Source organism: Streptomyces sp. NPDC015144, assembly GCF_043079735.1.
In the GTDB taxonomy this organism is placed as follows: Bacteria; Actinomycetota; Actinomycetes; order Streptomycetales; family Streptomycetaceae; genus Streptomyces.
This window is the reverse complement of the sequence record NZ_JBIBUU010000020.1, coordinates 1-26,782: the sequence shown is the minus strand read 5'-3', so window position 1 is coordinate 26,782 and position 26,782 is coordinate 1. Positions and strand designations below refer to the sequence as shown.

Below are 26,782 nucleotides of genomic sequence, written 5' to 3'. Positions count from 1 at the left end.
GCCAGCCCCGGACAACGGCGCGGGTCCGGCCGTCGGCCGGCCGGGGTCAGCGCTGGTCGGCGGGGATGCCGACCGCGGCACAGACGCCGCGCCAGACGTCCTTGGTCTCCCATCCCGAGGCAAGTGCCTGGTGGACGGTCTGCCCGCCGAGTTCGGCCATCACATGATCGCGCGCGAAGGAGTCGGCGTACGCCGCGCCGAAGTGGTCGGCCATCCGTTCCCAGAAAATCGTCAACCGCATGACCTCAGTATCCCGCTCCTGAGAGTGCAGCCGGGCCGCTACGTCTTGTCGAGAGCGCTTACCGCCCTACGGTCGGTCCATGGCTGGAACAGGAACAAGTCCCCTCAACCGTGCCGAGCAGTTCATCTGGCTCACGGCCCGCGTCCTGGAGCAGCGGCGGTTCGCGCACCACTTCCTGGACGGCGGTGCGGACGCCGTGGAAACCGCGCTCGCCGCCTATCTGAACGAGGACGGCGGTTACGGGCACGGGCTCGAACCCGATCTGCGCGGCCCCGTCAGTCAGCCGCTGCACACCGCGCACGCGCTCAATGTGCTGGATTCCATCGGGCGCTGCGACGGACTGCGGGTGGAGCGGGTCTGCCGGTTCCTCACCGAGGTGTCGACCAAGGAGGGGGCGCTTCCCGCCCTGTTGCCGGCGCAGCGCGGCTACCCCGCCGCCCCCTTCATCCCGATCGTCGACGACCCGCCGGCGGAGCTGCTGGCCACCGGCCCCGTCGTCGGACTCCTGCACCGCAACGCGGTCTGGCACGCCTGGCTGTTCAGGGCCACCGACTTCTGCTGGGCCGCGGTGGAGGCCCTGGACCGCTCGCATCCGTACGAGATCGAGGCGGCACTCGCCTTCCTGGACGGCGCCCCCGACCGGGCGCGGGCCGAGGCCGCGGCCGACCGGCTGGGGCGGCTGGTGCGCGACCAGCGGCTCGTGGTGCTGGATCCGGAACGGCGCGCGGAGTACCCGGTGGCGCCCGGCTACGCGCCGGGTGAGCAGCACTTTCCGTACGACTACGCCCGTACGCCCGACTCGCTCGCCCGTCGATGGTTCACCGACGAGGAGCTGTCCCGCTCGCTCGACCATCTCGCGGCCGCGCAGCAGGCCGACGGCGGCTGGCCGGTCAACTGGCGGCAGTGGGCCCCGGGGACCGCGCTGGAGGGGCGGCCCCTCGTGACCCTCCGGGCCCTCCTGACGCTGCGCGCCCACGGACGGGACCTCGGCTGAGCCGTCACCCGGTTCCGCCCGGCCATGCATGGCCGGGCGGAACCCCTCGGTCCGCCGCGTCCGGCCCTATCCGAGGGCGCGTACCACGGCGGTGACGACGACCGCGGCGCCCACGACCACCAGGAAGGGGGCGCGCAGGATCAGCGCGACCGCCGCCGCGGCGAGTCCGGCCGCCCTGGCGTCCAGGGTCAGGTGATGCCCGTCCCCGAAGGTCTGCTGTGCGGTGAGGGCGGCCAGCAGGGCCACGGGCAGCAGCGCCGCGAGCCGCCGGGTGAGCGGGCGCTCCAGTACACCGGCGGGGACCAGCAGCCCGAGCAGTTTGGCGAGGTAGCAGCCCACGGCGGTCAGTGCGATGGCGATCCAGACGTTCACCCGTCCCCCTTCTCGGTGGCGGTTACCGGCGTGCCGTTTCTCCGGCGCCCGTCCAGGAAGAGGACGACGGGTGCGGCGAGCGCGGCCAGCAGCACGGGGACGCCCGCCGGCAGGACGGGCAGCAGGCCGAGTGCGAGGAGGACGGCGATCCCCGCGGTGACGCGTTCGGTGGTGGTCCTGAGCATCGGCGCGAGCAGGGCGAGGAAGACCGCGGGCGACGCCGCGTCCAGCCCCCACGCCCTGGTGTCGCCGAGCGCCTCGGCCCCGAGCGCCCCCAGCAGCGTGGTCAGGTTCCACAGCACGTACAGGGTCAGCCCGGTGACGGCGAAGCCGATGCGGGCGGCCCTGCGGGTCGGCTGCGGCAGTGTCACGGCGGTCGTCTCGTCGATGACCCACTGGGCGGCGAAGGGGCGCAGCGCCTTCGGGAGTGCCAGCAGTTGCGACAGCCGCAGTCCGTAGAACGAGTTGCGTACGCCGAGGAAGAACGCCCCGGCGGCGGCCGTGTACGGGTTGCCGCCTGCGGCGAGCGCGCCGACGAGCGCGAACTGGGAGGCACCGGTGAAGACGGCGAGGCTGAGCGCGCAGGTCTGCCACAGGCTCAGTCCCGCCCCGGCCGAGGTCACGCCGAAGGCGAAGCCGGAGAGTCCGACGGCGATGCCGACGCCGAGCGCGTCACGGACGACCGCGGCGTCCGGTTTCGCTTCGCCGGGGCCCGGTCCGGTTCCGGAGCCGGCCGTGCCGGGGTCCGGCGCACCGCCCCCGCCTGGAAATATTGTCTGATCTGCCACGACGCGAACGTTACGTGGGCGGCGCGGGCGGGGTCGCCGGGGACGGTCGGGGCCGTTGTCAGTGGCGGGGTGCACGATGGAGGGCATGGCCGGTTCCGCACTCGATTCGTTCTCCCCCGCGACCCGCGGCTGGTTCGCGGGGGCCTTCAGCGCGCCCACCCCCGCGCAGGAGGGCGCCTGGCGTGCGATCTCCGAGGGCTCGGACGTGCTGGTCGTCGCGCCGACCGGGTCCGGCAAGACCCTCGCCGCGTTCCTCGCCTCGCTCGACGCGCTGGCGTCCGTTCCGCCGCCGGCCGAGACGAAGAAGCGCTGCCGGGTCCTGTACGTCTCGCCCCTCAAGGCGCTCGCGGTCGATGTCGAGCGGAATCTGCGTTCCCCGCTGACCGGTATCCGCCAGGAGTCTGTGCGGCTCGGGCTGCCCGAGCCGGAGGTGCGGGTGGGCATCCGTTCCGGGGACACCCCGTCCGCCGAGCGCCGCTCGATGGCGACCCGTCCGCCGGACATCCTGATCACCACGCCCGAATCGCTGTTCCTGATGCTGACCTCCTCGGCCCGGGAGGCGCTGTCCGGGGTCGAGACGGTGATCCTCGACGAGGTGCACGCCGTGGCGGGCACGAAGCGCGGCGCCCATCTCGCTGTCTCCCTGGAGCGTCTCGACGAGCTGCTGCCCCGCCCCGCGCGGCGGATCGGCCTGTCGGCGACGGTCCGCCCGGTCGACGAGGTGGCGCGCTTCCTCTCCCCCCGGCGCAGGGTGGAGATCGTCCAGCCGCCGTCCACGAAGCGGTTCGACCTGTCGGTGGTCGTGCCGGTCGAGGACCTGGGAGAGCTCGGCGGCTCCCCCGCCACCGGGCCCGACCAGGCGGCGCAGGCGGACAAGCCGTCGATCTGGCCCCATGTCGAGGAACGGATCGTCGACCTCGTCCAGAAGCACCGCTCCACCATCGTCTTCGCCAACTCCCGCCGCCTCGCCGAGCGGCTGTGCAACCGCCTCAACGAGATCGCGTACGAGCGGCTCACCGGCGAGCCGCTGGCCGAGTCCCACTCCCCCGCCGAGCTCATGGCCGAGTCCGGTGCGGCGAAGGGCGCCCCCGCGCTGCTCGCCCGCGCCCATCACGGCTCGGTCTCCAAGGAGCAGCGCGCCCAGGTCGAGGAGGACCTCAAGGCGGGCCGGCTGCCGGCCGTCGTCGCCACGTCGAGCCTGGAGCTGGGCATCGACATGGGGGCGGTGGACCTCGTGATCCAGGTGGAGTCACCGCCGTCGGTCGCCTCCGGCCTGCAACGGGTGGGCCGGGCCGGGCATCAGGTCGGCGCGGTCTCCACCGGCGTGGTCTTCCCGAAGTACCGGGGCGACCTGGTGCAGTCGGCCGTGGTCACCGAGCGGATGCGCGAGGGGGCCATCGAGGCGCTCCGCGTCCCGGCCAACCCGCTGGACGTTCTGGCCCAGCAGCTGGTCGCCATGGTCGCCCTGGACAGCTGGCAGGTGGACGAGCTGCTGGCGACGGTCCGCCGCGCCGCGCCCTTCGCCTCGCTGCCCGAGTCCGCGTTCACCGCCGTGCTCGACATGCTGGCCGGTCGCTACCCTTCCGACGCCTTCGCCGAGCTGCGGCCGCGCGTGGTCTGGGACCGGGTGGCCGGTACGGTCACGGGCCGCCCCGGCGCGCAGCGGCTCGCCGTCACCTCCGGAGGGACCATTCCCGACCGGGGTCTCTTCGGGGTCTTCCTCGCCGGCGCCGACCCGAAGAAGGGCGGCGGGCGGGTCGGCGAGCTCGACGAGGAGATGGTCTACGAGTCCCGGGTCGGCGACGTCTTCACGCTCGGCACCACCTCGTGGCGGATCGAGGACATCACCCGCGACCGGGTCCTGGTGTCGCCCGCTCCCGGTGTTCCCGGGCGGCTGCCGTTCTGGAAGGGCGACCAGCTGGGCCGTCCGCTGGAGCTGGGGCGCGCCCTGGGGGCGTTCCTCCGCGAGATCGGCGGGCTGGCGTCCGAGGAGGCGCGGGCGAGGCTGCTCGCCGCCGGTCTCGACACCTGGGCCGCCGACAACACCCTGTCGTACCTCGACGAGCAGCGTCGGGCCTGTGGTCATGTGCCGGACGACCGGACCATCCTCGTCGAGCGTTTCCGCGACGAGCTGGGTGACTGGCGGGTCGTGGTCCATTCCCCGTTCGGCGCGCAGGTCCACGCCCCGTGGGCGCTCGCGCTGGGCGCCCGCCTCGCCGAGCGCTACGGTCTGGACGCGCAGGTGATGCACGCCGACGACGGCATCGTGCTCCGGCTGCCCGACGCCGACCTCATGGGGCTGGACCTCCTGGACCTCGATCCCCGGGGCGCGGACCAGGGAACGGCCGAGCCCCCGTCACCGGCCTTCTCGTTCGACAGCGAGCAACCGCCGGTCGGTGCCGCCGACGTGACGTTCGACCAGGGCGACATCGAACAGATCGTCACCGACCAGGTCGGCGGCTCGGCCCTGTTCGCCTCCCGGTTCCGCGAGTGCGCGGCCCGCGCCCTGCTGCTGCCGCGCCGCAGCCCCGGAAAGCGCACCCCGCTGTGGCAGCAGCGCCAGCGCGCCTCTCAACTCCTGCAGTTGGCTTCGGAGTTCGGCTCGTTCCCGATCGTCCTGGAAGCGGTCCGCGAATGCCTCCAGGACGTCTTCGACGTTCCCGGGCTCACGGAGCTCATGGGCGATCTCGAAGCGCGCCGGGTCCGGCTGGTCGAGGTGACCACCCCGGAGCCGTCCCCCTTCGCCCGTTCGCTCCTGTTCGGTTACGTCGCCCAGTTCCTGTACGAGGGCGACTCGCCGCTGGCCGAGCGGCGGGCCGCCGCCCTCTCTCTGGACTCCCACCTCCTCGCCGAGCTCCTCGGCCGGGCGGAGCTGCGCGAGCTGCTCGACGCGGAGGTACTGACGGAGCTGGAGCGGGAGCTCCAGTGGCTGACCGAGGACCGCCGGATCAGGGACGCCGAGGGCGTCGCCGACCTGCTCCGGGTCCTCGGCCCGCTCACCGACCAGGAGCTGGCCGAGCGCGGCGCCCTGCCGTCCTGGGCTCCGGAGCTGGCCACGGCCCGCCGGGCGATCCGGGTCCGGATCGCCGGGGCGGACCACTGGGCCGCGATCGAGGACGCGGGCCGGCTGCGGGACGCCCTGGGGACCGCCCTCCCGGTCGGTGTCCCCGAGGCGTTCACCGAGCCCGTGAAGGACCCGCTGGGCGACCTCCTGTCCCGCTACGCCCGTACGCACGGCCCGTTCACGTCCGCCGGAGCCGCCGCCCGCTTCGGTCTCGGCACCGCGGTCACCGACGGGGCGCTGCAACGGCTCGCCGGGACCGGCCGGGTCGTCCAGGGCGAGTTCCACCCCGCGGGGATCGGCCAGGAGTGGTGCGACGCCGACGTGCTGCGCCGGTTGCGCCGCCGTTCGCTCGCCGCGCTCCGCCACGAGCTGGAGCCGGTCCCGCCCGCCGCCCTCGCCGGGTTCCTTCCCCAGTGGCAGCATCTCGGCGGCAACAGCCTGCGCGGCATCGACGGGCTGGCCCGCGCTGTCGAGCAGTTGCAGGGGGCGGCGGTCCCGGCGTCGGCGCTGGAGAAGCTGGTCCTGCCGGGCCGGGTCAGGGACTACACCCCCGCACTGCTCGACGAGCTGACCACCACCGGCGAGGTCGTCTGGGCCGGTGCGGGCGCCCTTCCCGGCAAGGACGGCTGGCTCGCCCTCTACCCGGCCGACAGCGCCCCGCTGCTCCTGCCGCCCCCGCACCCGCTGGAGCTCAGCGCGTTGCACGCGTCCGTCCTGACCGCTCTGAGCGGCGGATACGGCCTGTTCTTCCGGCAGATCGCCGACCAGGTCCGGGCCACCACCCACCCGGACTGCACCGATCCGCAACTGGCCGACGCGGTCTGGGAGCTGGCCTGGTCGGGCCGGCTCACCAACGACACGCTCGCCCCCCTGCGTGCCCTGCTGGGCTCCGGCCGGACGGCGGGGTCGACGGCCCACCGCGCCAGACGCAGCGTCCCGCGCGGCCGGTACGGTTCGCTCACCTCCGCCCGGCCCGCCTCGCGCACCGGCCCGCCGATCGTCTCGGGCCGCTGGTCCCTGCTGCCCGCCGCCGAGCCCGAGCCCACGCACCGCGCCCACGCCCTGGCCCGCACGCTTCTCGACCGCCACGGCGTGGTGACCCGCGGCGCGGTCCAGGCCGAGGGGGTCGAAGGCGGCTTCTCCGCGATGTACCGCGTCCTGTCCGCCTTCGAGGACAACGGACAGGCCCGGCGAGGCTACGTGGTCGAGGGGCTGGGGGCCGCGCAGTTCGCGATGGACGGCGCGGTGGACCGGCTGCGTGCCGCGTCCACCGCCCGCGACCGCCGGGAGCCGGGCGCGGCCCCCCAGGCCCTGGTCCTCGCCGCCGCCGACCCGGCCAACGCGTACGGGGCCGCCCTGCCCTGGCCGGAGCCGCCGGACGGCGCCTCGCACAAGCCCGGCCGCAAGGCGGGCGCCCTGGTGGTGCTGGTCGACGGCGAGCTGACGATGTACATGGAGCGCGGCGGCAAGACGTTGCTCGCCTGGCCCGCCGATCCGGACGACGCCGCGCTCCTCGCCGCCGCCGGGGCACTGGCTGCGGCCGCCCGGTCCGGCGCCCTCGGCACGGTCACGGTGGAGCGTGCCAACGGCGCCCCCTCCTTGACCTCCCCGATCGGCCGCACGCTGGAGGCAGCCGGTTTCCTGGCCACACCGAGAGGGCTGCGCCTGCGCGCCTGACCCGTGCAGAGGTCGCGGCCCTCCTCCCCGCCCGCATCATGGAGGCATGCCCGAAGGAGACACCGTCCTGCGGACGGCAGGACGTCTGCACACCGCGCTCGCCGGCCGGACGCTCACCCGGTGCGACCTGCGCGTGCCCCGGTTCGCCACCGCCGACCTCACCGGCCGGACCGTGCTGGGCGTGGTGCCGCGCGGCAAGCACCTCCTCCTGCGCGTCGAGGGCGGCCTCACGCTGCACAGCCACCTCCGGATGGACGGCGCCTGGCGCGTCTACGGCCCGGCCGAGCGGTGGCGCGGCGGCCCCGCCCACCAGATCCGCGCCATCCTCGGCAACACGGAACAGACCGCGGTCGGCTACCGGCTGCCCGTGCTCGAGCTGCTCCGCACCCGGGACGAGGAGAAGGCGGTCGGCCCGCTCGGCCCCGATCTGCTAGGCCCCGACTGGGACGCCGCGACCGCCCTGCGCAATCTGCTCGCCGAGCCCACCCGCCCGCTCGGCGAGGCCCTGCTGGACCAGCGCAATCTCGCCGGGATCGGCAACGTGTACAAGGCCGAGCTCTGCTTCCTGGCCCGCGTCACCCCCTGGCTCCCCGTCGGCGAGCTGCCCGACCCCGTCGCCCCCCGGCTGGTCACGACGGCCCAGCAGCTCCTCGACGCCAACCGCGACCGCCCCGTACGCATCACCACCGCCCCGGCCCACCGCGGCCACGCCCCCCGGGAACGGCTCTGGGTCTACGGCAGGGCCGGCCGCCCCTGCCTGCGCTGCGGCACCCCCGTCCGCGTCGCGGACCAGAACGGCCGCCCCACCTACTGGTGCCCCCGCTGCCAGTCGGGCCCCACCCCCTAGTTGACGGACCGTCAGATCCGGTCGTACGGTCCGGTCATGCCCCCTCCCACGCCCCCGCCCGCAGCCCGCTCCACGCCCCCTCCCCCGAGCCGCGCCGCGTACGACCTCACCGGCCGCTCCGCGTTCGTCACCGGTGCGGCGGGCGGCATCGGCCGGGCCTGCGCCGTCCTGCTGGCGGCCGCGGGGGCCGACGTGCACTGCGCGGACACCGACGAGAAGGGGCTGCGGGAGACCCGGCGGCTGATCACCGGGGCAGACGGCACGGCGCGCGCCCATGTCCATGTCCTCGATGTCACCGACCGCGACCAGGTCCGGGCGGCGGTGGCGTCGGCGGGCGCCGTCGACATCCTGGCCGCCGTCGCCGGGATCATGCACACGAGCAGCGTCCTGGAGACCTCGGACCAGGACCTCGACCGCGTCCTCGCGGTCAACTTCAAGGGCGTCCTGTACGCCTGCCAGGAAGTGGCCCGCTCCATGATCGAACGGGCCACCCCCGGCTCACTGATCACGATGGCCTCGGGCGCCGTCGACTCCTCCGGTCCCGGCCTGTTCTGTTACAGCGTCGCCAAGGCGGCGGTCGTCCAGCTGACGAAGACCCTCGCGACCGAGCTGGGGCCGCACGCGATCCGGGTCAACGCCGTCGCTCCGGGCTGGATCCGTACGCCCATGACCGCCCGCCACGACTCCGGGCAGCAGCAGCGGGTGGAGGCGACGATGGCGCGGCTCTCCCCGCTCGGGCGGGTGGGCGAACCGGAGGACGTGGCCCATACCGTGCTCCACCTGGCATCCGACGCCTCGGCCTTCATGACCGGCCAGATCCTCCGCCCGAACGGCGGCGTAGCCATGCCCTGGTAGCCCGCAGCACCCGGTCGGCATCCCGCAGCACCCGGTCCGTCCCCCGCCCCCCGGCACCACTGCCCGCGCCCCGCCCCTCGACGGCCTCGTCCGGCCCTCGTACGTCCACGCCCCGCTCCGCACCCCGCCCCCGCGCGGCCCGCAGCACCCCGGACCCCCACCGACCGCCCGTTCCCGGCCGCGCGGCCCCGGCGGACGCGGCCACGTGCACCGGCAGCAGGCTCAGCCCCCAGCCGCCCGCCACCACCGCGCCCTCGACGAGCCCCGCATCCGCCGGGTCCAGCACGAGCCGCAGCACGGCCCACCACCACACCCCGCCGCACACGAGCGCCGGCCCCCATCGCCGCACCATGATGGCTGCCTCCTCCGGCCGAGCCCAGGGACCGTCGTCGCACCGCCGTCCGCCGGGCGACGTCAGACCCTGGTGCGGCAGGCCCACCCGGCGGGAGGGCGCAGAGGCGGCCCACCGGCACGACCCGGGCGGACCCGGGGCCGGCGCACGCCCGCCAGGGGTCCCGGCGCGCCGGACCGCGGTCCGACCGAGCCGGTGTTCCGGCTCCCCAGCAGTCTCACCCGACAGCCCCCGCGCCGCATCCAGAGCGGTTCCGTCCCGTCCCGGGAGGATCGGACGCATCCCGAGGAGCACGGGCGCCCGCCCGGACGCACGGAAGCCCCGGCCGTCCTTCGGGGACGACTGGGGCTTCCACTGCCCACCGGACCGAAAAGGTCAGGCGGCGACGACATCCACCGCTTCCGCGGGCGCCTTGATGGTCACCCGCCCCGACGGCACACCGGCCACCGAGGTCACGGAGACGGAATTGAGCATGGGCCGCACCGGCACGGGGACCGGATCGCTGGCTGCTGCCGACTCGGCCAGTTCGGCCAGCGACAGCTCATCGCTCACTTCACGCATGAGCTCGGACATCCGTACGTCAAGCGCGTCGCAAATGGCGGAGAGCAGTTCGGAGGATGCCTCCTTCTGCCCCCGCTCCACCTCGGAGAGATAGCCGAGCGAGACTCGGGCGGACGAGGAGACTTCGCGCAGAGTACGGCCTTGGCGCTGGCGCTGCCGACGCAGCACGTCACCAAGCAGGCGACGGAGCAGAATCATCGGTGGCTCCCTCCTCGGACCGCGTAGCCGCATCCTTCACGCCCCACCGTACCGCCTCGCGCGGCGGCCGTGCGGGGAGCGATGTCGTGTTCACTCAGGGCTGCAAACATCAATTCCCCCCGTTCTCTTCCGTATCCTGTGCCCTTGCGTTCTTGCCGAGTTCCGCCGAAAGCAGCGTGAGTGCGCTTCGCACACTCTCTCTACGAATGTCCGCCCGGCCGCCGTTCAACCGCAGCGCGGCGATATTCTCCGCGCCGCCCGGTCCGGCGACCGCCACGTACACCGTGCCCACCGCCTTGCCGTCCTGCGGATCGGGGCCCGCGACCCCCGTCGTCGCCACGCCCCAGTCCGCGCCCAGGACGCGCCGCACACCGGCTGCCATCTGCCGCGCCACCTCCGGGTCGACCGCACCACGCTCCGCCAGCAGAGCTCCGTCCACTCCCAGGACGTCCCGCTTCAGCGGCGTCGCGTACGCCGTCACGGAGCCCCGGAAGGACCGCGAGGAACCCGGCACGGACGTCAGCTCCGCCGCGACCAGACCGCCGGTCAGCGACTCGGCGACGGCGAGGCTCTCGCCCCGCTCCCCGAGCAGCGCCAGCACCTCGGCGGCGGTCGTCACCGCTCGGACTCCGCCGGAGTGCGCCCCTCGGCGGCCCGCTCGGCGGCGAGCCCCCTGCGGCGCAGGACGACCGCCTGGCGCACGTAGTCGAGCCCGGTGAGCACCGTCAGCAGGACGGCCACCGCCATCACCCAGAAGCGCAGTGTGGCGAGCGGTCCGGTCAGTGCCAGAACGTACATCCCGACGGCGGTCCCCTGGGCCAGGGTCTTCATCTTGCCGCCGCGGCTGGCCGGAATCACCCCGTGTCTGATCACCCAGAAACGCATCACCGTGATGCCGAGCTCGCGGAAGAGGATCACTCCCGTGACCCACCAGGGCAGGTCACCGAGGTAGGAGAGGCAGATCAGCGCCGCACCCATGATCGCCTTGTCTGCTATCGGGTCGGCGATCTTGCCGAAGTCGGTGACCAGGTTGTACGTCCGCGCCAGGTGGCCGTCGAACAGGTCGGTGATCATCGCTATGGCGAAGGCCGCCCAGGCGAAGGACCGCCAGACCGGGTCGTACCCGCCGTTGTGCAGCAGCAGCAGCACGAAGCCGGGGACCAGCACCAGCCGCACCATGGTGAGCAGGTTGGCGATGTTCCACAGACTGGCCTGATTGACGGCCGCAGCACCCAGTTTGCCGCCGCGGACCGGCTTCGCGCCGGAGCCGCCTGCCGCGGATGCCGGGACTCCCGTCATCTGGCCGCCTCCACCCGTCCGGAACATTCGGCCACGAGGTCCACTCCTTCGGTGCTCACGACCTTCGCCTCGACCATAAGGCCGGGGACCAGGCCCTCGCGTGTCGTGAAGAGCACCTGGCCGTCCGTCTCGGGCGCCTGGTGCGCCGCACGGCCCACCGCGCCGTCCTCGTCGTCCACGGACTCCACGAGCACCTGGAGCGTCTCGCCGATGCGCTCCTCGGCGCGCTGCGAGGTCAGCTCCTCGGCCAGCTGCGAGATGTGCGCCAGCCGCTCGGCGACCACGTCCTCGTCCAGCTTGTTCTCGTAGCCGGCCGCCTCGGTGCCCTCCTCGTCGGAGTAGCCGAAGACGCCGATGGCGTCGAGCCGGGCGCCGGTGAGGAAGCGTTCCAGCTCCGCCACGTCGGCCTCGGTCTCGCCGGGGAAGCCCACGATGAAGTTGGAGCGCGCACCGGCCTCGGGCGCCTTGCTCCGGATGGTGTCCAGCAGCTCCAGGAACCGGTCGGTGTCACCGAAGCGGCGCATCGCGCGCAGCACCCCGGGGGCGGAGTGCTGGAAGGACAGGTCGAAGTAGGGCGCGACCTTCGGCGTCGAGGTCAGCACGTCGATCAGGCCGGGGCGCATCTCGGCCGGCTGGAGGTAGCTGACCCTGATCCGCTCGATGCCCTCGACGTCGGCGAGCTCCGGCAGCAGCGTCTCCAGCAGGCGGATGTCACCGAGGTCCTTGCCGTACGAGGTGTTGTTCTCGGAGACGAGCATGACCTCCTTGACGCCCTGCTCGGCCAGCCAGCGGGTCTCCTGGAGCACGTCGGAGGGGCGCCGGGAGATGAAGGAGCCCCGGAAGGACGGGATGGCGCAGAAGGAGCAGCGGCGGTCGCAGCCGGAGGCGAGCTTCACCGAGGCGACGGGGCTGGTGCCCAGCCGCCGGCGCAGCGGTGCCCGCGGACCGGAGACCGGGGCCACGCCCTCGGGGAGGTCCTCGGGGGCGGGCGCGGCCTCCTGGGCGTGGCCGGGCAGGGCCACGGAGGCGTCCTGCCGCTCGGCCGGGCTGATCGGCAGCAGCTTGCGGCGGTCGCGCGGGGTGTGCGCGGCGTGGATGCCGCCGCTGAGGATGGTCTGGAGGCGGTCGGAGATGTCGGCGTAGTCGTCGAAGCCGAGGACGCCGTCCGCCTCGGGGAGGGCCTCGGCGAGGTCCTTCCCGTAGCGCTCGGCCATGCAGCCGACGGCGACCACGGCCTGGGTCCTGCCGTGGTCCTTCAGATCATTTGCTTCGAGGAGGGCGTCGACGGAGTCCTTTTTGGCGGCCTCGACGAATCCACAGGTGTTGACCACGGCGACATCCGCGTCGGCGGCGTCCTGGACGAGCTCCCAGCCGTCCGCTGCCAAGCGGCCTGCGAGCTCCTCCGAGTCCACCTCGTTACGGGCGCAGCCAAGAGTGACAAGGGCGACGGTACGGCGTTCGGGCATGGGCTCAAGACTACTTTGTCCCGGCACTCGACCTGCCGCGCAGGGTTCCCCCGTCACACCGGGTGACGAACGCGGCGAGCGCCCGGCGGATTGCCGGGCGCTCGCCGTGACGTCGTCGCCGTGCGGGGAAACGCTGCGTGTACGGATCAGCCGACCGCGGGGTCGCCCTTGGTGTACGAGAGCCGCTCGACCTGGCCCGGCTGGAACGTGTCCTCGACCTTCTTGCCGTTCACGAAGAGCTCGATCGAGCCGGCGTCGCCGAGGACGAGGTCGACCCGCTCCTGGTCCTGGAAGGTCTTGGTCTGGCCCTGGAGCAGCAGTCCGTCGAAGAGCGACCGGCCGTTGTGGTCCTTGGCCGAGATCCAGCTCTTGCCCCGGGTGGCGTCGAGCCGCACCGTCACCTTGTCCCGGGGAGCGGCGGCGATGGCGCTGTCGGACGGGGCCGGCTTGGGGTCGGCGGGCTTGTGGGTCTTGGGCGCGGGGGTCTTCGTGTTGGGCGTCGACCCTTCCGCGAGCTGGGTGGACGAGGGGGTGTCGTCACCTCCCTTCAGGGCCGTGAAGCCGACGAATCCGACGACGGCGACGATCGCGGCGACCATGGCCGCCGTCCAGTTCGGCCGGCGGGGTTCGGAGCGGATGCGTTCGGCCTCGAACAGCGGGGCCGCGGGCGTGGGCGCGGGACGGCCGCCGTGCTCCGCGTCGTACTGCGCGACCAGCTGGTCCGCGTCGAGGCCGACGGCACGCGCCAGGATTCGGACATGGCCGCGGGCGTACACGTCGCCGCCGCAGCGGGAGAAGTCGTCCTCCTCGATCGCGTGCACGATGGGGATGCGCACCCGGGTGGACGAGCTGATCTCTTCGACCGTGAGACCTGCGGCGATACGAGCCTGCTGGAGCGCTCGACCGATCGAAGGCCGGTCGTCTTCGGGGGAGTTGCCGATGGACACGGGGGCGCCTTTCGAGCGTGAGCCACCTGCTGGGTGTTCAGTCTAGGTGGGTTGCGAAAGGGTGGGGCAACCGGGAGGAGGCACTTTGCCCTCCATTGGAATCGAACATCGTCCGATTCCCCGGGCCGTTCCGGGAGGGACAATTCTGCCGCCCCTCCCTCCAGGTTGACGTACGACCCGGCCAAAGGGTTGCCCGTCTTCACCTGAGAGGTGGCCTGTGCTCCCCGTCGGGGATCAAGGAGCACCCCTTACGGAGCGGCTTCCCCGCGGATGAGCGCCAACACCCCGTCCAGCTCGTCGGGTTTCACGAGGACGTCGCGGGCCTTCGAACCTTCGCTCGGTCCTACGATGTTGCGTGACTCCATCAGGTCCATCAGCCGGCCGGCCTTCGCGAAGCCGACGCGGAGTTTGCGCTGGAGCATCGAGGTGGAACCGAACTGCGTGGAGACGACCAGCTCGGCGGCCTGGCAGAGCAGGTCCAGGTCGTCGCCGATCTCCTCGTCGATCTCCTTCTTCTTGGCGGTGCCGACCACCACGTCCTCGCGGAAGACCGGTGCCATCTGGTCCTTGCAGTGCTGGACGATGGCGGCGACCTCCTCCTCGGTGACGAAGGCGCCCTGCATACGGGTGGGTTTGTTCGCCCCCATCGGCAGGAACAGGCCGTCGCCCTTCCCGATGAGCTTCTCGGCGCCGGGCTGGTCGAGGATGACCCGGCTGTCGGCCAGCGAGGAGGTCGCGAACGCCAGCCGGGAGGGCACGTTCGCCTTGATCAGCCCGGTGACGACGTCGACCGAGGGCCGCTGGGTCGCCAGCACCAGGTGGATACCGGCGGCGCGGGCCAACTGGGTGATCCGCACGATGGCGTCCTCCACGTCGCGCGGGGCCACCATCATCAGGTCGGCGAGCTCGTCGACGATCACCAGCAGGTACGGGTACGGGGAGAGCTCGCGCTCGCTGCCCTCGGGCGGTTTGACCTTGCCCTTGCGGACGGCCTGGTTGAAGTCATCGATGTGCCGGTACCCGAACGCGGCGAGGTCGTCGTACCGCAGGTCCATCTCGCGCACGACCCACTGGAGCGCCTCGGCGGCGCGCTTGGGGTTGGTGATGATCGGCGTGATCAGGTGCGGGATGCCCTCGTACGCGGTGAGCTCGACGCGCTTCGGGTCGACCAGCACCATCCGGACGTCCTCCGGGGTCGCCCGCACCATGATCGAGGTGATCAGGCAGTTGATGCAGGACGACTTCCCGGAGCCGGTCGCACCGGCCACCAGTACGTGCGGCATCTTCGCCAGGTTGGCCATCACATAGCCGCCCTCGACGTCCTTGCCGAGCGCCACCAGCATCGGGTGGTCGTCCTCCGCCGCGTCCGCGAGGCGCAGCACGTCACCGAGGTTGACCATCTCCCGGTCCGTGTTGGGGATCTCGATGCCGACCGCGGACTTGCCGGGGATCGGGGAGATGATCCGTACGTCGGGGCTGGCGACGGCGTAGGCGATGTTCTTGGCGAGCGCGGTGATCCGCTCGACCTTCACGGCGGGGCCGAGCTCGACCTCGTAGCGGGTGACCGTCGGACCGCGGGTGAATCCGGTGACGGCGGCGTCGACCTTGAACTCGGTGAAGACGTTGGTCAGCGCGGCGACGATGGTGTCGTTGGCGGCGCTGCGGGTCTTTCCGGGGCCGCCGCGCTCCAGCAGGTCGAGCGAGGGCAGCGCGTAGGTGATGTCCCCGGAGAGCTGGAGCTGCTCGGCGCGGGCGGGCAGTGGCTGGGACTGCGAGTCCGGCACGGTCTTGGTCAGGTCGGGCACGCTGCCCGAGGACGCCGCCGTCTTCCCGGCCCGGTCGCCCTGGCCGGGGCCCGTGCCGGACTCGGCCTCCCTGGCGCCCGGCAGCGGAGTGGCCCGGCGCTCGCGCTCGACGGCGACCCCCTGCGTGAGGTCGGCGACGATCGGCGAGGGGGGCATGCCGTTGAGCACCGCCCCGTCGAGGGCCGCCGCCGCGGCCGCCGCCACGTCCACCGCGTCCATGGTGCGGTTGGCCACCGGCTGCGCGGCGGGCCTGCGCGGTCGGCGGCGCTTGGAGAGCGCCTCGGCCTCGGCCTGCTCGGGGTCGTACTCGGCGGGTGCCTCGGAACGGCGCGCCGGGGAGCGGCGGGAGCGGGCGGGCAGCGACTCGCGCCACTGCTCCTCGTAGCGCTCGTCGTCGCTCTCCTCGTCCGCCCCGGGGTCGTACTCCGGATGGATGAGGCCGAGCTTCGTGCCGAGCAGCCGCAGCCGCTGCGGGATCGCGTTGACCGGCGTCGCGGTGACGACAAGCAGCCCGAAGACGGTGAGCAGCAGCAGCAGCGGTACGGCGAGGACCTCGCCCATCGTGTGGACCAGCGGCTTGGAGGCCGCCCAGCCGATGAGCCCGCCCGCGTTCTGCATGGCCGTGGTGCCGTCCTCCCGGCCGGGCGACCCGCAGGCGATGTGGACCTGGCCGAGCACCCCGACGACCAGCGCGGAGAGCCCGATCACGATGCGGCCGTTGGCCTCCGGCCTCTCGGGGTGGCGGATCAGCCGTACGGCGATGACGCCGAGCAGTATCGGTACGAGGAGGTCGAGCCGGCCGAAGGCCCCGGTGACGAGCATCTCCACGAGGTCGCCCACGGGCCCCCGCAGATTCGACCAGGTGCCCGCGGCGACGATCAGCGCGAGGCCGAGGAGCAGCAGCGCGAGGCCGTCCTTGCGGTGCGCCGGGTCGAGCCCCTTGGCGCCACGCCCTATGCCGCGGAACATCGCGCCGACGGCGTGGGCGGTGCCGAGCCAGACGGCGCGGGCCATGCGGTAGACGCCGCTGGTGGGTGACGGGGCGGGCGGGGGCGGGGCCGCCTTCTTCGCCGCCGTCTTCCGGGCGGGGGCTTTCTTCGCGGGCGCGGTCTTCTTCGCCGCCGCCTTCTTCGCGGGCGCGGCTTTCTTGGCCGGCCCCGCGCTACGGCCGGCGCTCTTCGCGGTGCCCGCCGTGCCCTGGGAACCCTTGCCGGACGTACGTGAGGCCATGGTGCCGAGATTACCGGTGTTGATGGCCGTTAACACGTGCGACCACCGCTTCACCCGTTCGTGTCGCCGTGCGGAGGACGCGAACTGACGCCCGTTCACCGCCGGACGCCGGATCACCGGTCCGCCGAACAGTCGCGGGCGGAGGGCAGTTGGGCCGGGGCCCGACGATCGCCCCGCCCTCGGCCGGGAATCGCGCGGCCACAGGGGCCGTCGGCCCCATGACGGCCCGTTACGAGGGCAGCGCCGCCGCGCTGCTGCCGGTTCCGGGCTCCAGAGCGTCGAGCGCCCGGCGCAGCCCGGTCAGCTTGCGCTCCAGATGGGCGGCGGTCGCCACCGCAGCGGCGTCCGCCGACTCGTCGTCGAGCTGTTTGGAGAGCGCCTCGGCCTGCTCCTCGACGGCCGCGAGCCGTGCCGAGAGCTCGGCGAGCAGCCCCGTGGGCTCCTTGTCCCGGCCCGGATCGCCTCCGTCGCCCTCCAGCTGGAGCCGGAGCAGCGCCGCCTGCTCGCGCAGCTGGCAGTTCTTCATGTACAGCTCGACGAAGACCGAGACCTTGGCCCGCAGCACCCATGGGTCGAACGGCTTCGAGATGTAGTCCACCGCGCCGGCCGCGTAACCCCGGAAGGTGTGGTGCGGACCGTGGTTGATCGCGGTGAGGAAGATGATCGGGATGTCCCGGGTCCGTTCCCGCCGCTTGATGTGCGCGGCGGTCTCGAAACCGTCCATGCCCGGCATCTGCACGTCCAGCAGAATGACCGCGAAATCGTCCGTGAGCAGCGCTTTGAGCGCCTCCTCCCCTGACGATGCCCGGACCAGGGTCTGATCGAGCGCGGAGAGAATGGCCTCCAGCGCCAGCAGATTCTCCGGTCGGTCATCGACCAGGAGGATCTTGGCCTTCTGCACCATGGCCCGTCCTCCTCGCCCCGGAAATGCACCGGGCGCCGCCCCAGGGGACGACTCCGTTGCGCCGTCCGTCCTTGTGCCGGTCATGGTAGCCGCACCCCGCCCGTCGCCACACCCTGTCACCGCGATGTCACTGTGCACACAGCAGAAACGCGGTGGGGGACCAGAAGGTTCCCCGTCCAGCGCCTTCTCACACCCGTGCGGGCACAGTCGATCAGCAACTCATCGTGATTCGCCCAGTAAATGATCACTTCCCGTGCATCCACTGCTCCATTACGGAAAGAAGGTGATCAGGGTCGACGGGCTTGGTGACATAGTCGGAGGCGCCGGATTCGATCGCCTTCTCCCGGTCACCCTTCATCGCCTTCGCCGTCAACGCGACGATCGGCAACCCGGCGAACTGCGGCATCCGACGGATCGCCGTCGTCGTGGCGTAGCCGTCCATCTCCGGCATCATGATGTCCATCAGGACGACCGCGACGTCGTCGTGCTGCTCCAGGACCTCGATCCCGACCCGCCCGTTCTCCGCGTAGAGCACCGTGAGGCCGTGCTGTTCGAGCACGCTGGTGAGCGCGAAGACGTTGCGGATGTCGTCGTCGACGATGAGCACCTTCTCGCCGCGGAAACCGAACGTCCGGCGCGCCTCGGGCTCCTCCTGCGGGGCGAGCTCCCAGGGCTCCTGCGGTGCCGACGGCGCCGCTCCCCTCGACGGCGACGGCAGGGCCGGCCGACGCTCCGCGCTCTCCAGGCTCTTGCGGCGGCGCCGCATCAGCCCGGAGACGCCGGCCGCGCCCGAACCGGAGGACGGGGCCGCCGGCTCGACGGCCGCACCGGTCTCCGGCGGCAGACCTTCCCCGCCCGTCTCACCGGACTGCGGGTAGCCCGGCTGCGGCAACTCCCGCGGGTGCAGCGGCAGATACAGCGTGAACGTCGAGCCACGGCCCGGTTCGCTCGCCGCGTGGATCTCGCCGCCCAGCAGCCGGGCGATCTCCCGGCTGATGGACAGCCCGAGCCCCGTGCCCCCGTACTTGCGGCTGGTCGTGCCGTCCGCCTGCTTGAACGCCTCGAAGATCACCAGCATCTTGCTGGACGCGATCCCGATACCGGTGTCGGTGACCGAGAACGCCATCAGATCGGCGCTCGCGTCCTGCAGCGAACCGGCCTCCAGGAGCTGCTCCCGGATGGCGTGCGGCACGTCCTCGTTGGCGAGCCGGATCACCAGCTCCACCGTCCCGCTGTCGGTGAATTTCACCGCGTTGGAGAGCAGATTCCGCAGCACCTGCAACAGCCGCTGTTCATCCGTGCGCAGCGTCGCGGGCAGTTCCGGCGACACCCGTACGGAGAAGTCGAGCCCCTTCTCCGCGGTCAGCGGCCGGAATGTCGCCTCCACGTAGTCCACGAGCTGGACCAGCGCGATCCGGGTCAGGCTGACGTCCATCTTGCCCGCCTCGACCTTCGTCAGATCGAGAATGTCATTGATCAGCTGGAGCAGGTCGGAACCGGCCCCGTGGATCGTCTCGGCGAATTCCACCTGCTTCGGCGAGAGATTTCCCTCGGCGTTGTCCGCGAGCAGCTTCGCCAGGATGAGCAGCGAGTTCAGCGGCGTACGCAGCTCGTGCGACATATTGGCCAGGAACTCGGACTTGTAGCGCATCGAGACCGCGAGCTGCTCGGCGCGCTCCTCCAGGATCTGCCGGGCCTCCTCGATCTCGGTGTTCTTGACCTCGATGTCGCGGTTCTGCCGGGCCAGCAGTTCGGCCTTGTCCTCCAGTTCCGCGTTGGATGCCTGCAGCGCCTTCTGCCGGTTCTCCAACTCCTGGGAGCGGTCCCGCAATTGCACGGCCAGTTCCTGCGACTGCTCGAGGAGTTTCTCGGTCTTCGTATTGACGCTGATGGTGTTGACGCTCGTCGCGATCATTTCGGCGAGCTGGTTGAGGAAATCGCGCTGGATGTGCGTGAACGGCTGGAACGACGCCAGCTCGATCACGCCCAGCACCTTCCCCTCGAAGAGGACCGGCAGCACGATCACATGCGCGGGCGGCGCCTCCCCCAGTCCGGAGGCGATCTTCAGGTACCCCGGCGGCACGTTGTCCACCTGGATGGTCCGCTTCTCCTCGGCGGCCGTGCCGATGAGCGTCTCGCCGGGCCGGAACGAGGTCGGCATCGAGCCCGCCGAATAGCCGTAGCTGCCCCGCATCCGGAGCTCGTACGAGCCCTCCTCCTCGCTGTCCGCGCCCACCGCGGCGTCGCCGGTCGGCATGGCCAGGAAGAACGCGCCGTGCTGGGCGGAGACGACCGGGGTGAGCTCGCTCATGATCAGCGAGGCCACGTCGTCGAGGTCGCGGCGGCCCTGCATCAGGCCGGAGATCCGGGCGAGGTTGCCCTTGAGCCAGTCCTGTTCCTTGTTGGTCGCCGTGGTGTCGCGGAGGTTGGCGATCATGGTGTTGATGTTGTCCTGGAGGGCCTGGATCTCACCGGCCGAGTCCACGTCGATCTTCAGATTGAGATCACCCCGGGTCACGGCGGTGGCCACGGCCGCGATGGCCCGCACCTGACGGGTGAGGTTCCCGGCCATCTCGTTCACCGACTCGGTGAGATCGCGCCAGGTGCCGTCGACGTCCCTGACCCGTGCCTGACCGCCCAGCTGCCCCTCCGTGCCCACCTCGCGGGCGACCCGGGTCACCTGCTCCGCGAAGCTCGACAGCTGGTCGACCATCGTGTTGATCGTGTTCTTCAACTCCAGGATCTCGCCCCGGGCATCGATGTCGATCTTCTTGGTGAGATCGCCCTTGGCGATGGCGGTGGTGACCGTGGCGATCTGGCGCACCTGTCCGGTCAGATTGGACGCCATCGAGTTCACCGACTCGGTGAGGTCCTTCCACGTCCCGGAGACCCCGGGCACCCGCGCCTGGCCGCCCAGCTCGCCCTCCGTACCCACCTCACGGGCGACCCGCGTCACCTCGTCCGCGAACGACGACAGCGTGGTGACCATCGTGTTGACGGTGTCGGCGAGCTCGGCGACCTCGCCGCGCGCCTTGACCGTGACCTTCTTGCGCAGATCGCCGTTGGCGACCGCCGAGGAGACCCGGGAGATGTTCCGCACCTGACTGGTCAGGTTGCTGGCCATCAGGTTGACGTTGTCGCTCAGGTCCTTCCAGATGCCGGTCGCCCCCGGCACCCGTGCCTGGCCCCCGAGGATGCCCTCCGTACCCACCTCGCGTGCCACACGCGTCACTTCGTCGGCGAAGTTGAGCAGTTGGTCGACCATCGTGTTGACGGTCGTGACCAGTTCGAGGATCTCGCCCCTGGCATCGACGGTGATCTTCTTGGAGAGGTCGCCGTTGGCGACCGCCGTCGTCACCTCGGCGATCCCGCGCACCTGGGAGGTGAGGTTGTTCGCCATCCGGTTGACGGACTGGGTCAGGTCCTTCCACGTACCGGACACCCCCTGCACCTCGGCCTGACCACCGAGCATGCCCTCCGTGCCGACCTCGCGGGCGACCCGCGTCACCTGCTCCGCGAAGTTCGAGAGCTGGTCGACCATCGTGTTGATGGTGTTCTTCAGCTCCAGGATCTCGCCCCGGGCGTCCACGTCGATCTTCTGCGACAGATCACCGCGCGCCACCGCCGTGGCAACCTGCGCGATGTTACGGACCTGAGCGGTCAGGTTCCCCGCCATACCGTTCACCGAATCGGTCAGGTCGCGCCACACCCCGGCCACACCCGGTACCTGCGCCTGGCCGCCCAGCCGACCGTCGGTGCCGACCTCCCGGGCGACCCTGGTCACCTGCTCGGCGAAGGCGGAGAGCTGGTCGACCATCGTGTTGATGGTGTTCTTCAGCTCCAGGATCTCTCCGCGCGCGTCCACGTCGATCTTCTGCGACAGGTCACCCCGCGCCACCGCCGTGGTCACCTGGGCGATCTGGCGGACCTGGGAGGTGAGGTTCCCGGCCATGAAGTTGACGGAGTCGGTGAGCTCGCGCCAGGTGCCCGAGACCCCCTCCACCTGGGCCTGCCCGCCGAGCCGCCCCTCCGTACCCACGTCCCGCGCCATCCGCGTCACCTGGTCGGCGAAGCTCGACAGCTGCGCCACCATGGTGTTGACGGTGTTCTTCAGCTCCAGCATCTCGCCCGCGACGTCCACGGTGACCTTCTGCGACAGGTCACCGTTGGCCACCGCGGTCGTCACCTGGGCGATGTCCCGCACCTGCCCCGTGAGGTTGCGGAACGCCGCGTTCACCGAGTCGGTCAGGTCCTTCCACGTTCCCGCCGCCCCCGGCACCTCGGCCTGACCGCCCAGCCGGCCCTCGACACCGACCTCGCGAGCCACCCGGGTCACTTCCGAACCGAACGCCTGGAGCTGGGCCACCATCGTGTTGACGGTGTTCTTCAGCGACAGCATCTCCCCCGCGACATCCACGGTGACCTTCTGCGACAGGTCACCGTTGGCGACCGCCGTCGTCACCTGCGCGATGTCCCGCACCTGCGTCGTCAGGTTCCGGAAGACCGTGTTCACCGAGTCGGTCAGGTCCTTCCAGGTCCCCGCCGCCCCCGGCACCTTCGCCTGACCGCCCAGCCGGCCCTGGCCGCCGACCTCGCTGGCCACCCGGGTGACCTCGTCGGCGAAGACCCGCAGCGTGGCGGTCATCTGGTTGATGGTCTCGGCGAGCTGCGCGACCTCGCCGCGCGCGCTCACCGTGACCTTCTGGGAGAGGTCCCCGTTGGCGACCGCCGTCGTCACCTCGGCGATCCCGCGCACCTGGGAGGTGAGGTTGCCCGCCATCGTGTTGACGGAGTCGGTCAGGTCCTTCCAGACCCCGGCCACGCCCGGCACCTCGGCCTGCCCGCCGAGCTCGCCCTCCGTACCCACCTCGCGGGCGACCCGCGTGACCTCGGAGGAGAACGACGACAGCTGGTCGACCATCGTGTTCACGGTGTTCTTCAGCTGGAGCATCTCGCCGGCCACGTCGACGGTGACCTTCCGCGACAGGTCGCCCTTGGCCACCGCCGTCGTGACCAGCGCGATGTCCCGCACCTGCAGCGTCAGCCGGTGCGCCATGGTGTTCACGGAGTCCGTGAGGTCCTTCCAGGACCCGGACATCCCGCGCACCTGGGCCTGGCCGCCCAGCTTGCCCTCGGTGCCCACCTCGACCGCGACCCGGGTCACCTGCTCGGTGAACGCGGACAGCTGGTCGACGAGGCTGTTGACCGTGCGGGCGACCTTCAGGAACTCGCCGCGCAGCGGCCGTACCGTCTCGTCGGAGGCGTGCGACCTCAGTTCCATACGCTGCTCGAGATCGCCGTCGGCCACTGCCGACAGCACCCGCCCCACCTCCGAGACCGGGCGGGCCAGGTCGTCGACCAGCTCGTTGGAGGCGTCGATCGCGGCGGCCCAGGAGCCCTCGCAGGCGCCCTGCTCCAGCCGCTCGGTCAGCTTGCCCTCGCGCCCGACCACCCGCCGCACCCTGGCCAGCTCACCGGTGAGGTGCAGATTACGGTCCGCGACCTCGTTGAAGACCGCGGCGATCTCCGCCATCACGCCCTCGCCGGAGACGGTCAGACGCCTGCGGAAATTCCCGTCGCGCATCGCCACCAGACCCGCCAGCAGTCTGTTGAGCGCTGCCGCGTCGACGTCGATGGTTCCATGGCGCTGTTTCCTCACGGACTGTCCGCCTTCTGTGCGCGTGTTCCTGCCCCGCGCCGCCGTGCCAGACTCCACCGTGTCCCTCCCGCAGGGGTTGACCGTATCGCTCGGGCCGTATCTGGGAGCTTGCCCAGTTCTTGTTTTGGCTCACCACCACAGCCACCGTCGACGGGTGACCATGGGGACGTCAAATCGTTGAAACGTACCAGGTGCGCCTGTGCGGGGGTGCGACCTCCGGACGTCGCCCCGCGCCGATCCGCCGGGAAGCCCACACTTGTCCGGTCAGCGGCCCGTTCCGTTCGCTCCTGTCCGAACTCGCCCCTCGTGTACCCGGCACCGGGAACGAGCGTCTAGCCTGGCAGGCGTATCGAAGCGGCGAGAAACGGGCACAGGACTCGGGGAAGCGACGAGACACCAATGGGGAGTGCTGTGATCACCGCGCGTGCGGCCGCCACCTTCGAACCGGTCGGACGCTCCGTCGCGACCGCCCGCGCCTTCGTGCGCGACACCCTCCAGGGATGGGGCTACACGGACGTCGTCGACGACGCGGTCGTCCTCACCAGCGAGCTGGTCACCAATGCCGTGATCCACGCGGGCACCGCCGCGGACGTCCTCTGTCTGCGCACCGAGGACGGTGTGCGCATCGAGGTCTCCGACCACTATCCGGAGCGTGAGGTCCCGCTCCAGGGAGCCGGTCCGGAATTCGGCAGCCCGGACCGCGAAGGCGGTCGCGGGCTGCTGCTCTGCGCGGCGCTCGCCACCCGCTGGGGCGTCGAGTACTCACCCGCCCGCAAGCACGTCTGGTTCCAGCTCGACCTGCCCGAGCGCCCGGTCGGCATCCGCTCGGCCGGCCCGCTGCTCCCCGTGGGGATGCTGCCGGTCACCGACGAGCGGGTCCGGGTGGCGGTCGTCCAGATCGACGGCAGCGACGCCATCGCCACCTGGAACGAGGACGCGGCATACCTTTTCGGCCATACCGCCGAGCAGGTCGGCGGAAAGCAGTTCACGGACTTCACCGCTTGGCCCCAGACCCCCGGCACCAGCACGGGTATCGCCGACGCCCTCCGGCTCTCGCGCTGGGAGGGAAGTTACGGGATCCGTGATGTCGACGGCCGGATCGTCCCCGTCTACGCCTCGCACCTCAGGATCCGCGACACGAACGGCGAGCCGTCGACGGTCTGCCTGCTCGTCCGCGACTACGAACGCGCCGTGCTCCAGTCGCCGCCGCGCGCCCCGGTCTCCGACACGGCCACCGAGAGCGGCAAGACCGACCCCTTCGAGGTCTTCATCGGCTCCCCGGCCCCCGACGACCTCGACGGCCTCCTCCAGCGCACGGTCGAGCGCGCCCGCGACATGCTCGACGCCGACGCCGCCTTCCTCCTGCTGGCCACGGACGACGAGACGGAGCTGGAGGTACGGGCCACCACGGGGCTGCCCTCCGCCCGTCAGCGCTTCGCCCGGGTGCCGGTGGAGGCCGGCACCGGACGGTACGGCTCCGCCCGGATGCCCGCCGTCCACGAGGACCTCGACAACGTTCCGGGCGCCGTCCCGCTCCTCGCGGGCACCGGCATGCGTTCCGTCGTCACCGTCCCGCTGAAGGTCGAGGGCCGGCTCACGGGCTCGCTCGGGGTGGCCGCCGAGGCGGCCGGCCGGTACACGAACGAGGAGGCCCTGCGCCTCCAGTTCGCCGCCGACCGGATCGCGCTGGCCGTCGAGTCGGCCCGCCTCGGCGAACTGGAGCGGCTCCGCCGCGGTTCGCTGTCGTTCCTGGTGGAAGCCTCCGATCTGCTCGCCGGAACCCTCGACCGGGACCAGACGCTGGCGCTGATGGCCCAGATGACGGTGCCGACCCTGGCCACCTGGTGCGCCGTCTACACGATCGCCGACCAGGTCTCCGAGCCGGACCTCTCCTACGTTCTCCACGAGGACGAGGACCGCATCGACGGCCTCAAGGCCCTGCTCTCCCGCATCCCGCCGCCGGAACCCGTGCCGACCCCCGGTGTCCGGGTCTGGACCGCCCCGTCCGAGGCCGCGCACCAGGCGGCGCTGCGCGGTTCGATGCGCACGCTCGGCCTCGCCGAGAACAGTCGGCTCGGCGAACCCGGCAGGCTCGGCCCCGATGTCCGTACGACGCTGGCCACCGCGGCCGCCGTGGGCGGTGAGACGGTCGTGCTGCCGCTGGTGGCCCGTAACCGCGTCATCGGCATGCTCACGCTCGGCAAGCCGTCCGACGACCATTTCCGCCAGGAGATCCTGGAGCTGGCCGAGGACCTCTCCCGCCGTGCCGCGCTGGCGCTGGACAACGCCCGTCTCTACTCGGAGCGCATGGCGATCAGCAAGTCCCTCCAGCGCAGTCTGCTGCCGCCCGGGCTGCCGGAGATCCCCAATGTCGAGATCGAGGTCATCTACCGGGCGGCCGGCGAGGGCAACGAGGTCGGCGGCGACTTCTACGACGTGTTCCCGATCCGTGACGGCGCCTACGGCTTCGCCATCGGCGACGTGTGCGGTACGGGCCCGCAGGCCGCGGCCGTCACCGGCCTCGCCCGGCATGCGCTGCGTCTGCTGGCCCGCGAGGGCTTCGGCGGTCCCGCCGTCCTGGAGCGGCTCAACGCGGCCATCCTCGACGAGGGATCCCGCAGCCGCTTCCTGACCCTGCTGTACGGCGAGCTGTGGCCCCAGGAGGACGGGAGCGCCCTGCTGAAGGTGGTCTGTGCGGGGCACCCCCTCCCGTTGCGTCTGCGCCAGGACGGCTTGGTCGAGGCAGCGGCCGAACCCCAGCCCCTCCTCGGCGTCATCGAGGACCTCGAACTGTACGAGCAGACGGTCACCCTCGACCCCGGCGACGTGCTCCTCTGTGTCACCGACGGCATCACGGAACGGCGTGAGGGCTCCCGCATGCTGGGCGACGACGGCCTGGCGGACGTTCTGGCGACCTGCACCGGTCTTACGGCGGGTGCGGTGGCCGCACGCATTCTGCGGGCGGTGGAGCGCTTCGCCGCCGAGCCCGCCTCGGACGACATGGCCATCCTCGCCATGCGTGTACCGGAGCCGCCTGCCGCATAGCCCGGGTTGGGTATCAACGAGATTCGAGCACCAACGAGAAAGGCCCCCGCCAACTGGCGGGGGCCTTTCTTTTTCTTCTGAGCCCCAATGCGGAATCGAACCGCAGACCTTCTCCTTACCATGGAGACGCTCTACCGACTGAGCTATTGGGGCCTTGCTGCCCTGCGGCAACGAGCTAAAGCATACCCTGAACTCAGGGATGGTCAAAATCGCTGTCTGAGGCGGCCTCTGACGGGCTCTCATGGCTCTCACGGCCCCGGCGGGAACCCCGCGCCGGCCCTGGTCAGGACCGCACCGAACCGACCTGCCGACGCGCCGCCGGCCGGTCGGCCCGGCATCGATCCACGCCGACACGGAACCGAGCCCCGGCCACCACAACGGCCGGGAAATGGGGGTAAACGCAGAAAAGCCCCGTGTCCACAAAGGACACGGGGCTTTCCCGTAAAAGAAGTTCGGCGGCGTCCTACTCTCCCACAGG

17 protein-coding genes and 1 tRNA gene are annotated in these 26,782 nt (G+C 71.7%); 5 read left to right on the top strand and 13 right to left on the bottom strand.

Going from position 1 to position 26,782, the window contains the following annotated elements; translation table 11 throughout:
* Window positions 1-46 precede the first annotated feature (46 nt).
* Complete coding sequence (locus tag ACF08W_RS28100) at window positions 47-241, bottom strand: DUF3046 domain-containing protein (protein WP_352279566.1); 195 nt, start codon at window positions 239-241, stop codon at window positions 47-49.
* Window positions 242-320: 79 nt separating this feature from the next.
* Here ACF08W_RS28100 and ACF08W_RS28095 point away from each other — a divergent pair, with 79 nt between their 5' ends.
* Window positions 321-1,235 (top strand): hypothetical protein, encoded by a 915-nt coding sequence (locus ACF08W_RS28095; RefSeq protein WP_385205278.1) that lies wholly within the window; start codon window positions 321-323, stop codon window positions 1,233-1,235.
* Between the two features lie 66 nt (window positions 1,236-1,301).
* Here the strand turns inward: ACF08W_RS28095 and ACF08W_RS28090 are convergent, their stop codons facing one another.
* Entirely contained in the window at window positions 1,302-1,607 is a 306-nt protein-coding gene (locus ACF08W_RS28090; RefSeq protein WP_385205276.1) for an AzlD domain-containing protein, read from the bottom strand.
* The gene (locus ACF08W_RS28085; RefSeq protein WP_392280926.1) at window positions 1,604-2,395 is read right to left on the bottom strand and encodes an AzlC family ABC transporter permease; all 792 of its coding nucleotides are present in this window, start codon (window positions 2,393-2,395) and stop codon (window positions 1,604-1,606) included. Before ACF08W_RS28085 ends, ACF08W_RS28090 begins: the two co-directional genes overlap by 4 nt.
* 85 nt (window positions 2,396-2,480) lie before the next feature.
* Here ACF08W_RS28085 and ACF08W_RS28080 point away from each other — a divergent pair, with 85 nt between their 5' ends.
* Genes ACF08W_RS28080 through ACF08W_RS28070 form a run of 3 tightly spaced genes read left to right on the top strand, consistent with a single transcriptional unit; the run spans window position 2,481 to window position 8,838 of the window.
* Window positions 2,481-7,136 (top strand): DEAD/DEAH box helicase, encoded by a 4,656-nt coding sequence (locus ACF08W_RS28080; RefSeq protein WP_392280925.1) that lies wholly within the window; start codon window positions 2,481-2,483, stop codon window positions 7,134-7,136.
* 46 nt (window positions 7,137-7,182) lie between these two features.
* Complete coding sequence (locus ACF08W_RS28075) at window positions 7,183-7,983, top strand: DNA-formamidopyrimidine glycosylase family protein (protein WP_392280924.1); 801 nt, start codon at window positions 7,183-7,185, stop codon at window positions 7,981-7,983.
* A 36-nt stretch (window positions 7,984-8,019) separates the two neighbouring features.
* Window positions 8,020-8,838, top strand: a complete 819-nt coding sequence (locus ACF08W_RS28070) for an SDR family NAD(P)-dependent oxidoreductase (RefSeq protein ID WP_392280923.1) — start codon at window positions 8,020-8,022, stop codon at window positions 8,836-8,838.
* Here ACF08W_RS28070 and ACF08W_RS28065 read toward each other — a convergent pair.
* The 9 genes from ACF08W_RS28065 to ACF08W_RS28025 all read right to left on the bottom strand — a co-directional run bounded on the left by ACF08W_RS28065 (window position 8,786) and on the right by ACF08W_RS28025 (window position 23,259).
* Window positions 8,786-9,190, bottom strand: coding sequence for a hypothetical protein (locus ACF08W_RS28065; RefSeq protein WP_385206419.1), 405 nt, complete (start codon window positions 9,188-9,190; stop codon window positions 8,786-8,788). The two genes, ACF08W_RS28070 and ACF08W_RS28065, sit on opposite strands and share 53 nt — an antisense overlap.
* 375 nt (window positions 9,191-9,565) lie before the next feature.
* Window positions 9,566-9,949 (bottom strand): helix-turn-helix domain-containing protein, encoded by a 384-nt coding sequence (locus tag ACF08W_RS28060; RefSeq protein WP_014048702.1) that lies wholly within the window; start codon window positions 9,947-9,949, stop codon window positions 9,566-9,568.
* A 109-nt stretch (window positions 9,950-10,058) separates the two neighbouring features.
* Window positions 10,059-10,568, bottom strand: a complete 510-nt coding sequence (locus tag ACF08W_RS28055; RefSeq protein WP_392280922.1) for a CinA family protein — start codon at window positions 10,566-10,568, stop codon at window positions 10,059-10,061.
* Window positions 10,565-11,248 carry a CDP-diacylglycerol--glycerol-3-phosphate 3-phosphatidyltransferase gene (gene pgsA / locus ACF08W_RS28050; protein WP_385205260.1) on the bottom strand — a complete coding sequence of 228 codons (684 nt, stop codon included), beginning with the start codon at window positions 11,246-11,248 and terminating at the stop codon, window positions 10,565-10,567. Before pgsA ends, ACF08W_RS28055 begins: the two co-directional genes overlap by 4 nt.
* A complete protein-coding gene (gene rimO / locus ACF08W_RS28045) occupies window positions 11,245-12,714 on the bottom strand; it encodes a 30S ribosomal protein S12 methylthiotransferase RimO (RefSeq protein WP_385205258.1) in 1,470 nt (489 codons plus the stop codon). Before rimO ends, pgsA begins: the two co-directional genes overlap by 4 nt.
* 146 nt (window positions 12,715-12,860) lie before the next feature.
* Window positions 12,861-13,661, bottom strand: coding sequence for a RodZ domain-containing protein (locus tag ACF08W_RS28040; protein ID WP_352279585.1), 801 nt, complete (start codon window positions 13,659-13,661; stop codon window positions 12,861-12,863).
* Window positions 13,662-13,909: 248 nt separating this feature from the next.
* Window positions 13,910-16,696 (bottom strand): DNA translocase FtsK, encoded by a 2,787-nt coding sequence (locus ACF08W_RS28035; RefSeq protein ID WP_392280921.1) that lies wholly within the window; start codon window positions 16,694-16,696, stop codon window positions 13,910-13,912.
* Between the two features lie 229 nt (window positions 16,697-16,925).
* Entirely contained in the window at window positions 16,926-17,600 is a 675-nt protein-coding gene (locus ACF08W_RS28030) for a response regulator (protein WP_352279588.1), read from the bottom strand.
* Between the two features lie 244 nt (window positions 17,601-17,844).
* On the bottom strand, window positions 17,845-23,259 hold the full coding sequence (locus ACF08W_RS28025; RefSeq protein WP_392280920.1) for a HAMP domain-containing protein: 5,415 nt from the start codon (window positions 23,257-23,259) through the stop codon (window positions 17,845-17,847).
* A 399-nt stretch (window positions 23,260-23,658) separates the two neighbouring features.
* Between ACF08W_RS28025 and ACF08W_RS28020 the strand changes: the two genes are divergently transcribed.
* The gene (locus ACF08W_RS28020) at window positions 23,659-26,304 is read left to right on the top strand and encodes a SpoIIE family protein phosphatase (protein WP_392280919.1); all 2,646 of its coding nucleotides are present in this window, start codon (window positions 23,659-23,661) and stop codon (window positions 26,302-26,304) included.
* A gap of 80 nt (window positions 26,305-26,384) precedes the next feature.
* Here the strand turns inward: ACF08W_RS28020 and ACF08W_RS28015 are convergent.
* A tRNA-Thr gene (locus tag ACF08W_RS28015) sits at window positions 26,385-26,457 on the bottom strand.
* Window positions 26,458-26,782 lie beyond the last annotated feature (325 nt).

Coding starts and splice junctions, on each gene's coding strand:
- ACF08W_RS28100 (WP_352279566.1), bottom strand. CDS start 241: ATGCGGTTGACGATTTTCTGGGAACGGATGGCCGACCACTTCGGCGCG.
- ACF08W_RS28095 (WP_385205278.1), top strand. CDS start 321: ATGGCTGGAACAGGAACAAGTCCCCTCAACCGTGCCGAGCAGTTCATC.
- ACF08W_RS28080 (WP_392280925.1), top strand. CDS start 2,481: ATGGCCGGTTCCGCACTCGATTCGTTCTCCCCCGCGACCCGCGGCTGG.
- ACF08W_RS28075 (WP_392280924.1), top strand. CDS start 7,183: ATGCCCGAAGGAGACACCGTCCTGCGGACGGCAGGACGTCTGCACACC.
- ACF08W_RS28070 (WP_392280923.1), top strand. CDS start 8,020: ATGCCCCCTCCCACGCCCCCGCCCGCAGCCCGCTCCACGCCCCCTCCC.
- ACF08W_RS28065 (WP_385206419.1), bottom strand. CDS start 9,190: ATGGTGCGGCGATGGGGGCCGGCGCTCGTGTGCGGCGGGGTGTGGTGG.
- ACF08W_RS28060 (WP_014048702.1), bottom strand. CDS start 9,949: ATGATTCTGCTCCGTCGCCTGCTTGGTGACGTGCTGCGTCGGCAGCGC.
- pgsA (WP_385205260.1), bottom strand. CDS start 11,248: ATGACGGGAGTCCCGGCATCCGCGGCAGGCGGCTCCGGCGCGAAGCCG.
- rimO (WP_385205258.1), bottom strand. CDS start 12,714: ATGCCCGAACGCCGTACCGTCGCCCTTGTCACTCTTGGCTGCGCCCGT.
- ACF08W_RS28035 (WP_392280921.1), bottom strand. CDS start 16,696: ATGGCCTCACGTACGTCCGGCAAGGGTTCCCAGGGCACGGCGGGCACC.
- ACF08W_RS28030 (WP_352279588.1), bottom strand. CDS start 17,600: ATGGTGCAGAAGGCCAAGATCCTCCTGGTCGATGACCGACCGGAGAAT.
- ACF08W_RS28020 (WP_392280919.1), top strand. CDS start 23,659: ATGGGGAGTGCTGTGATCACCGCGCGTGCGGCCGCCACCTTCGAACCG.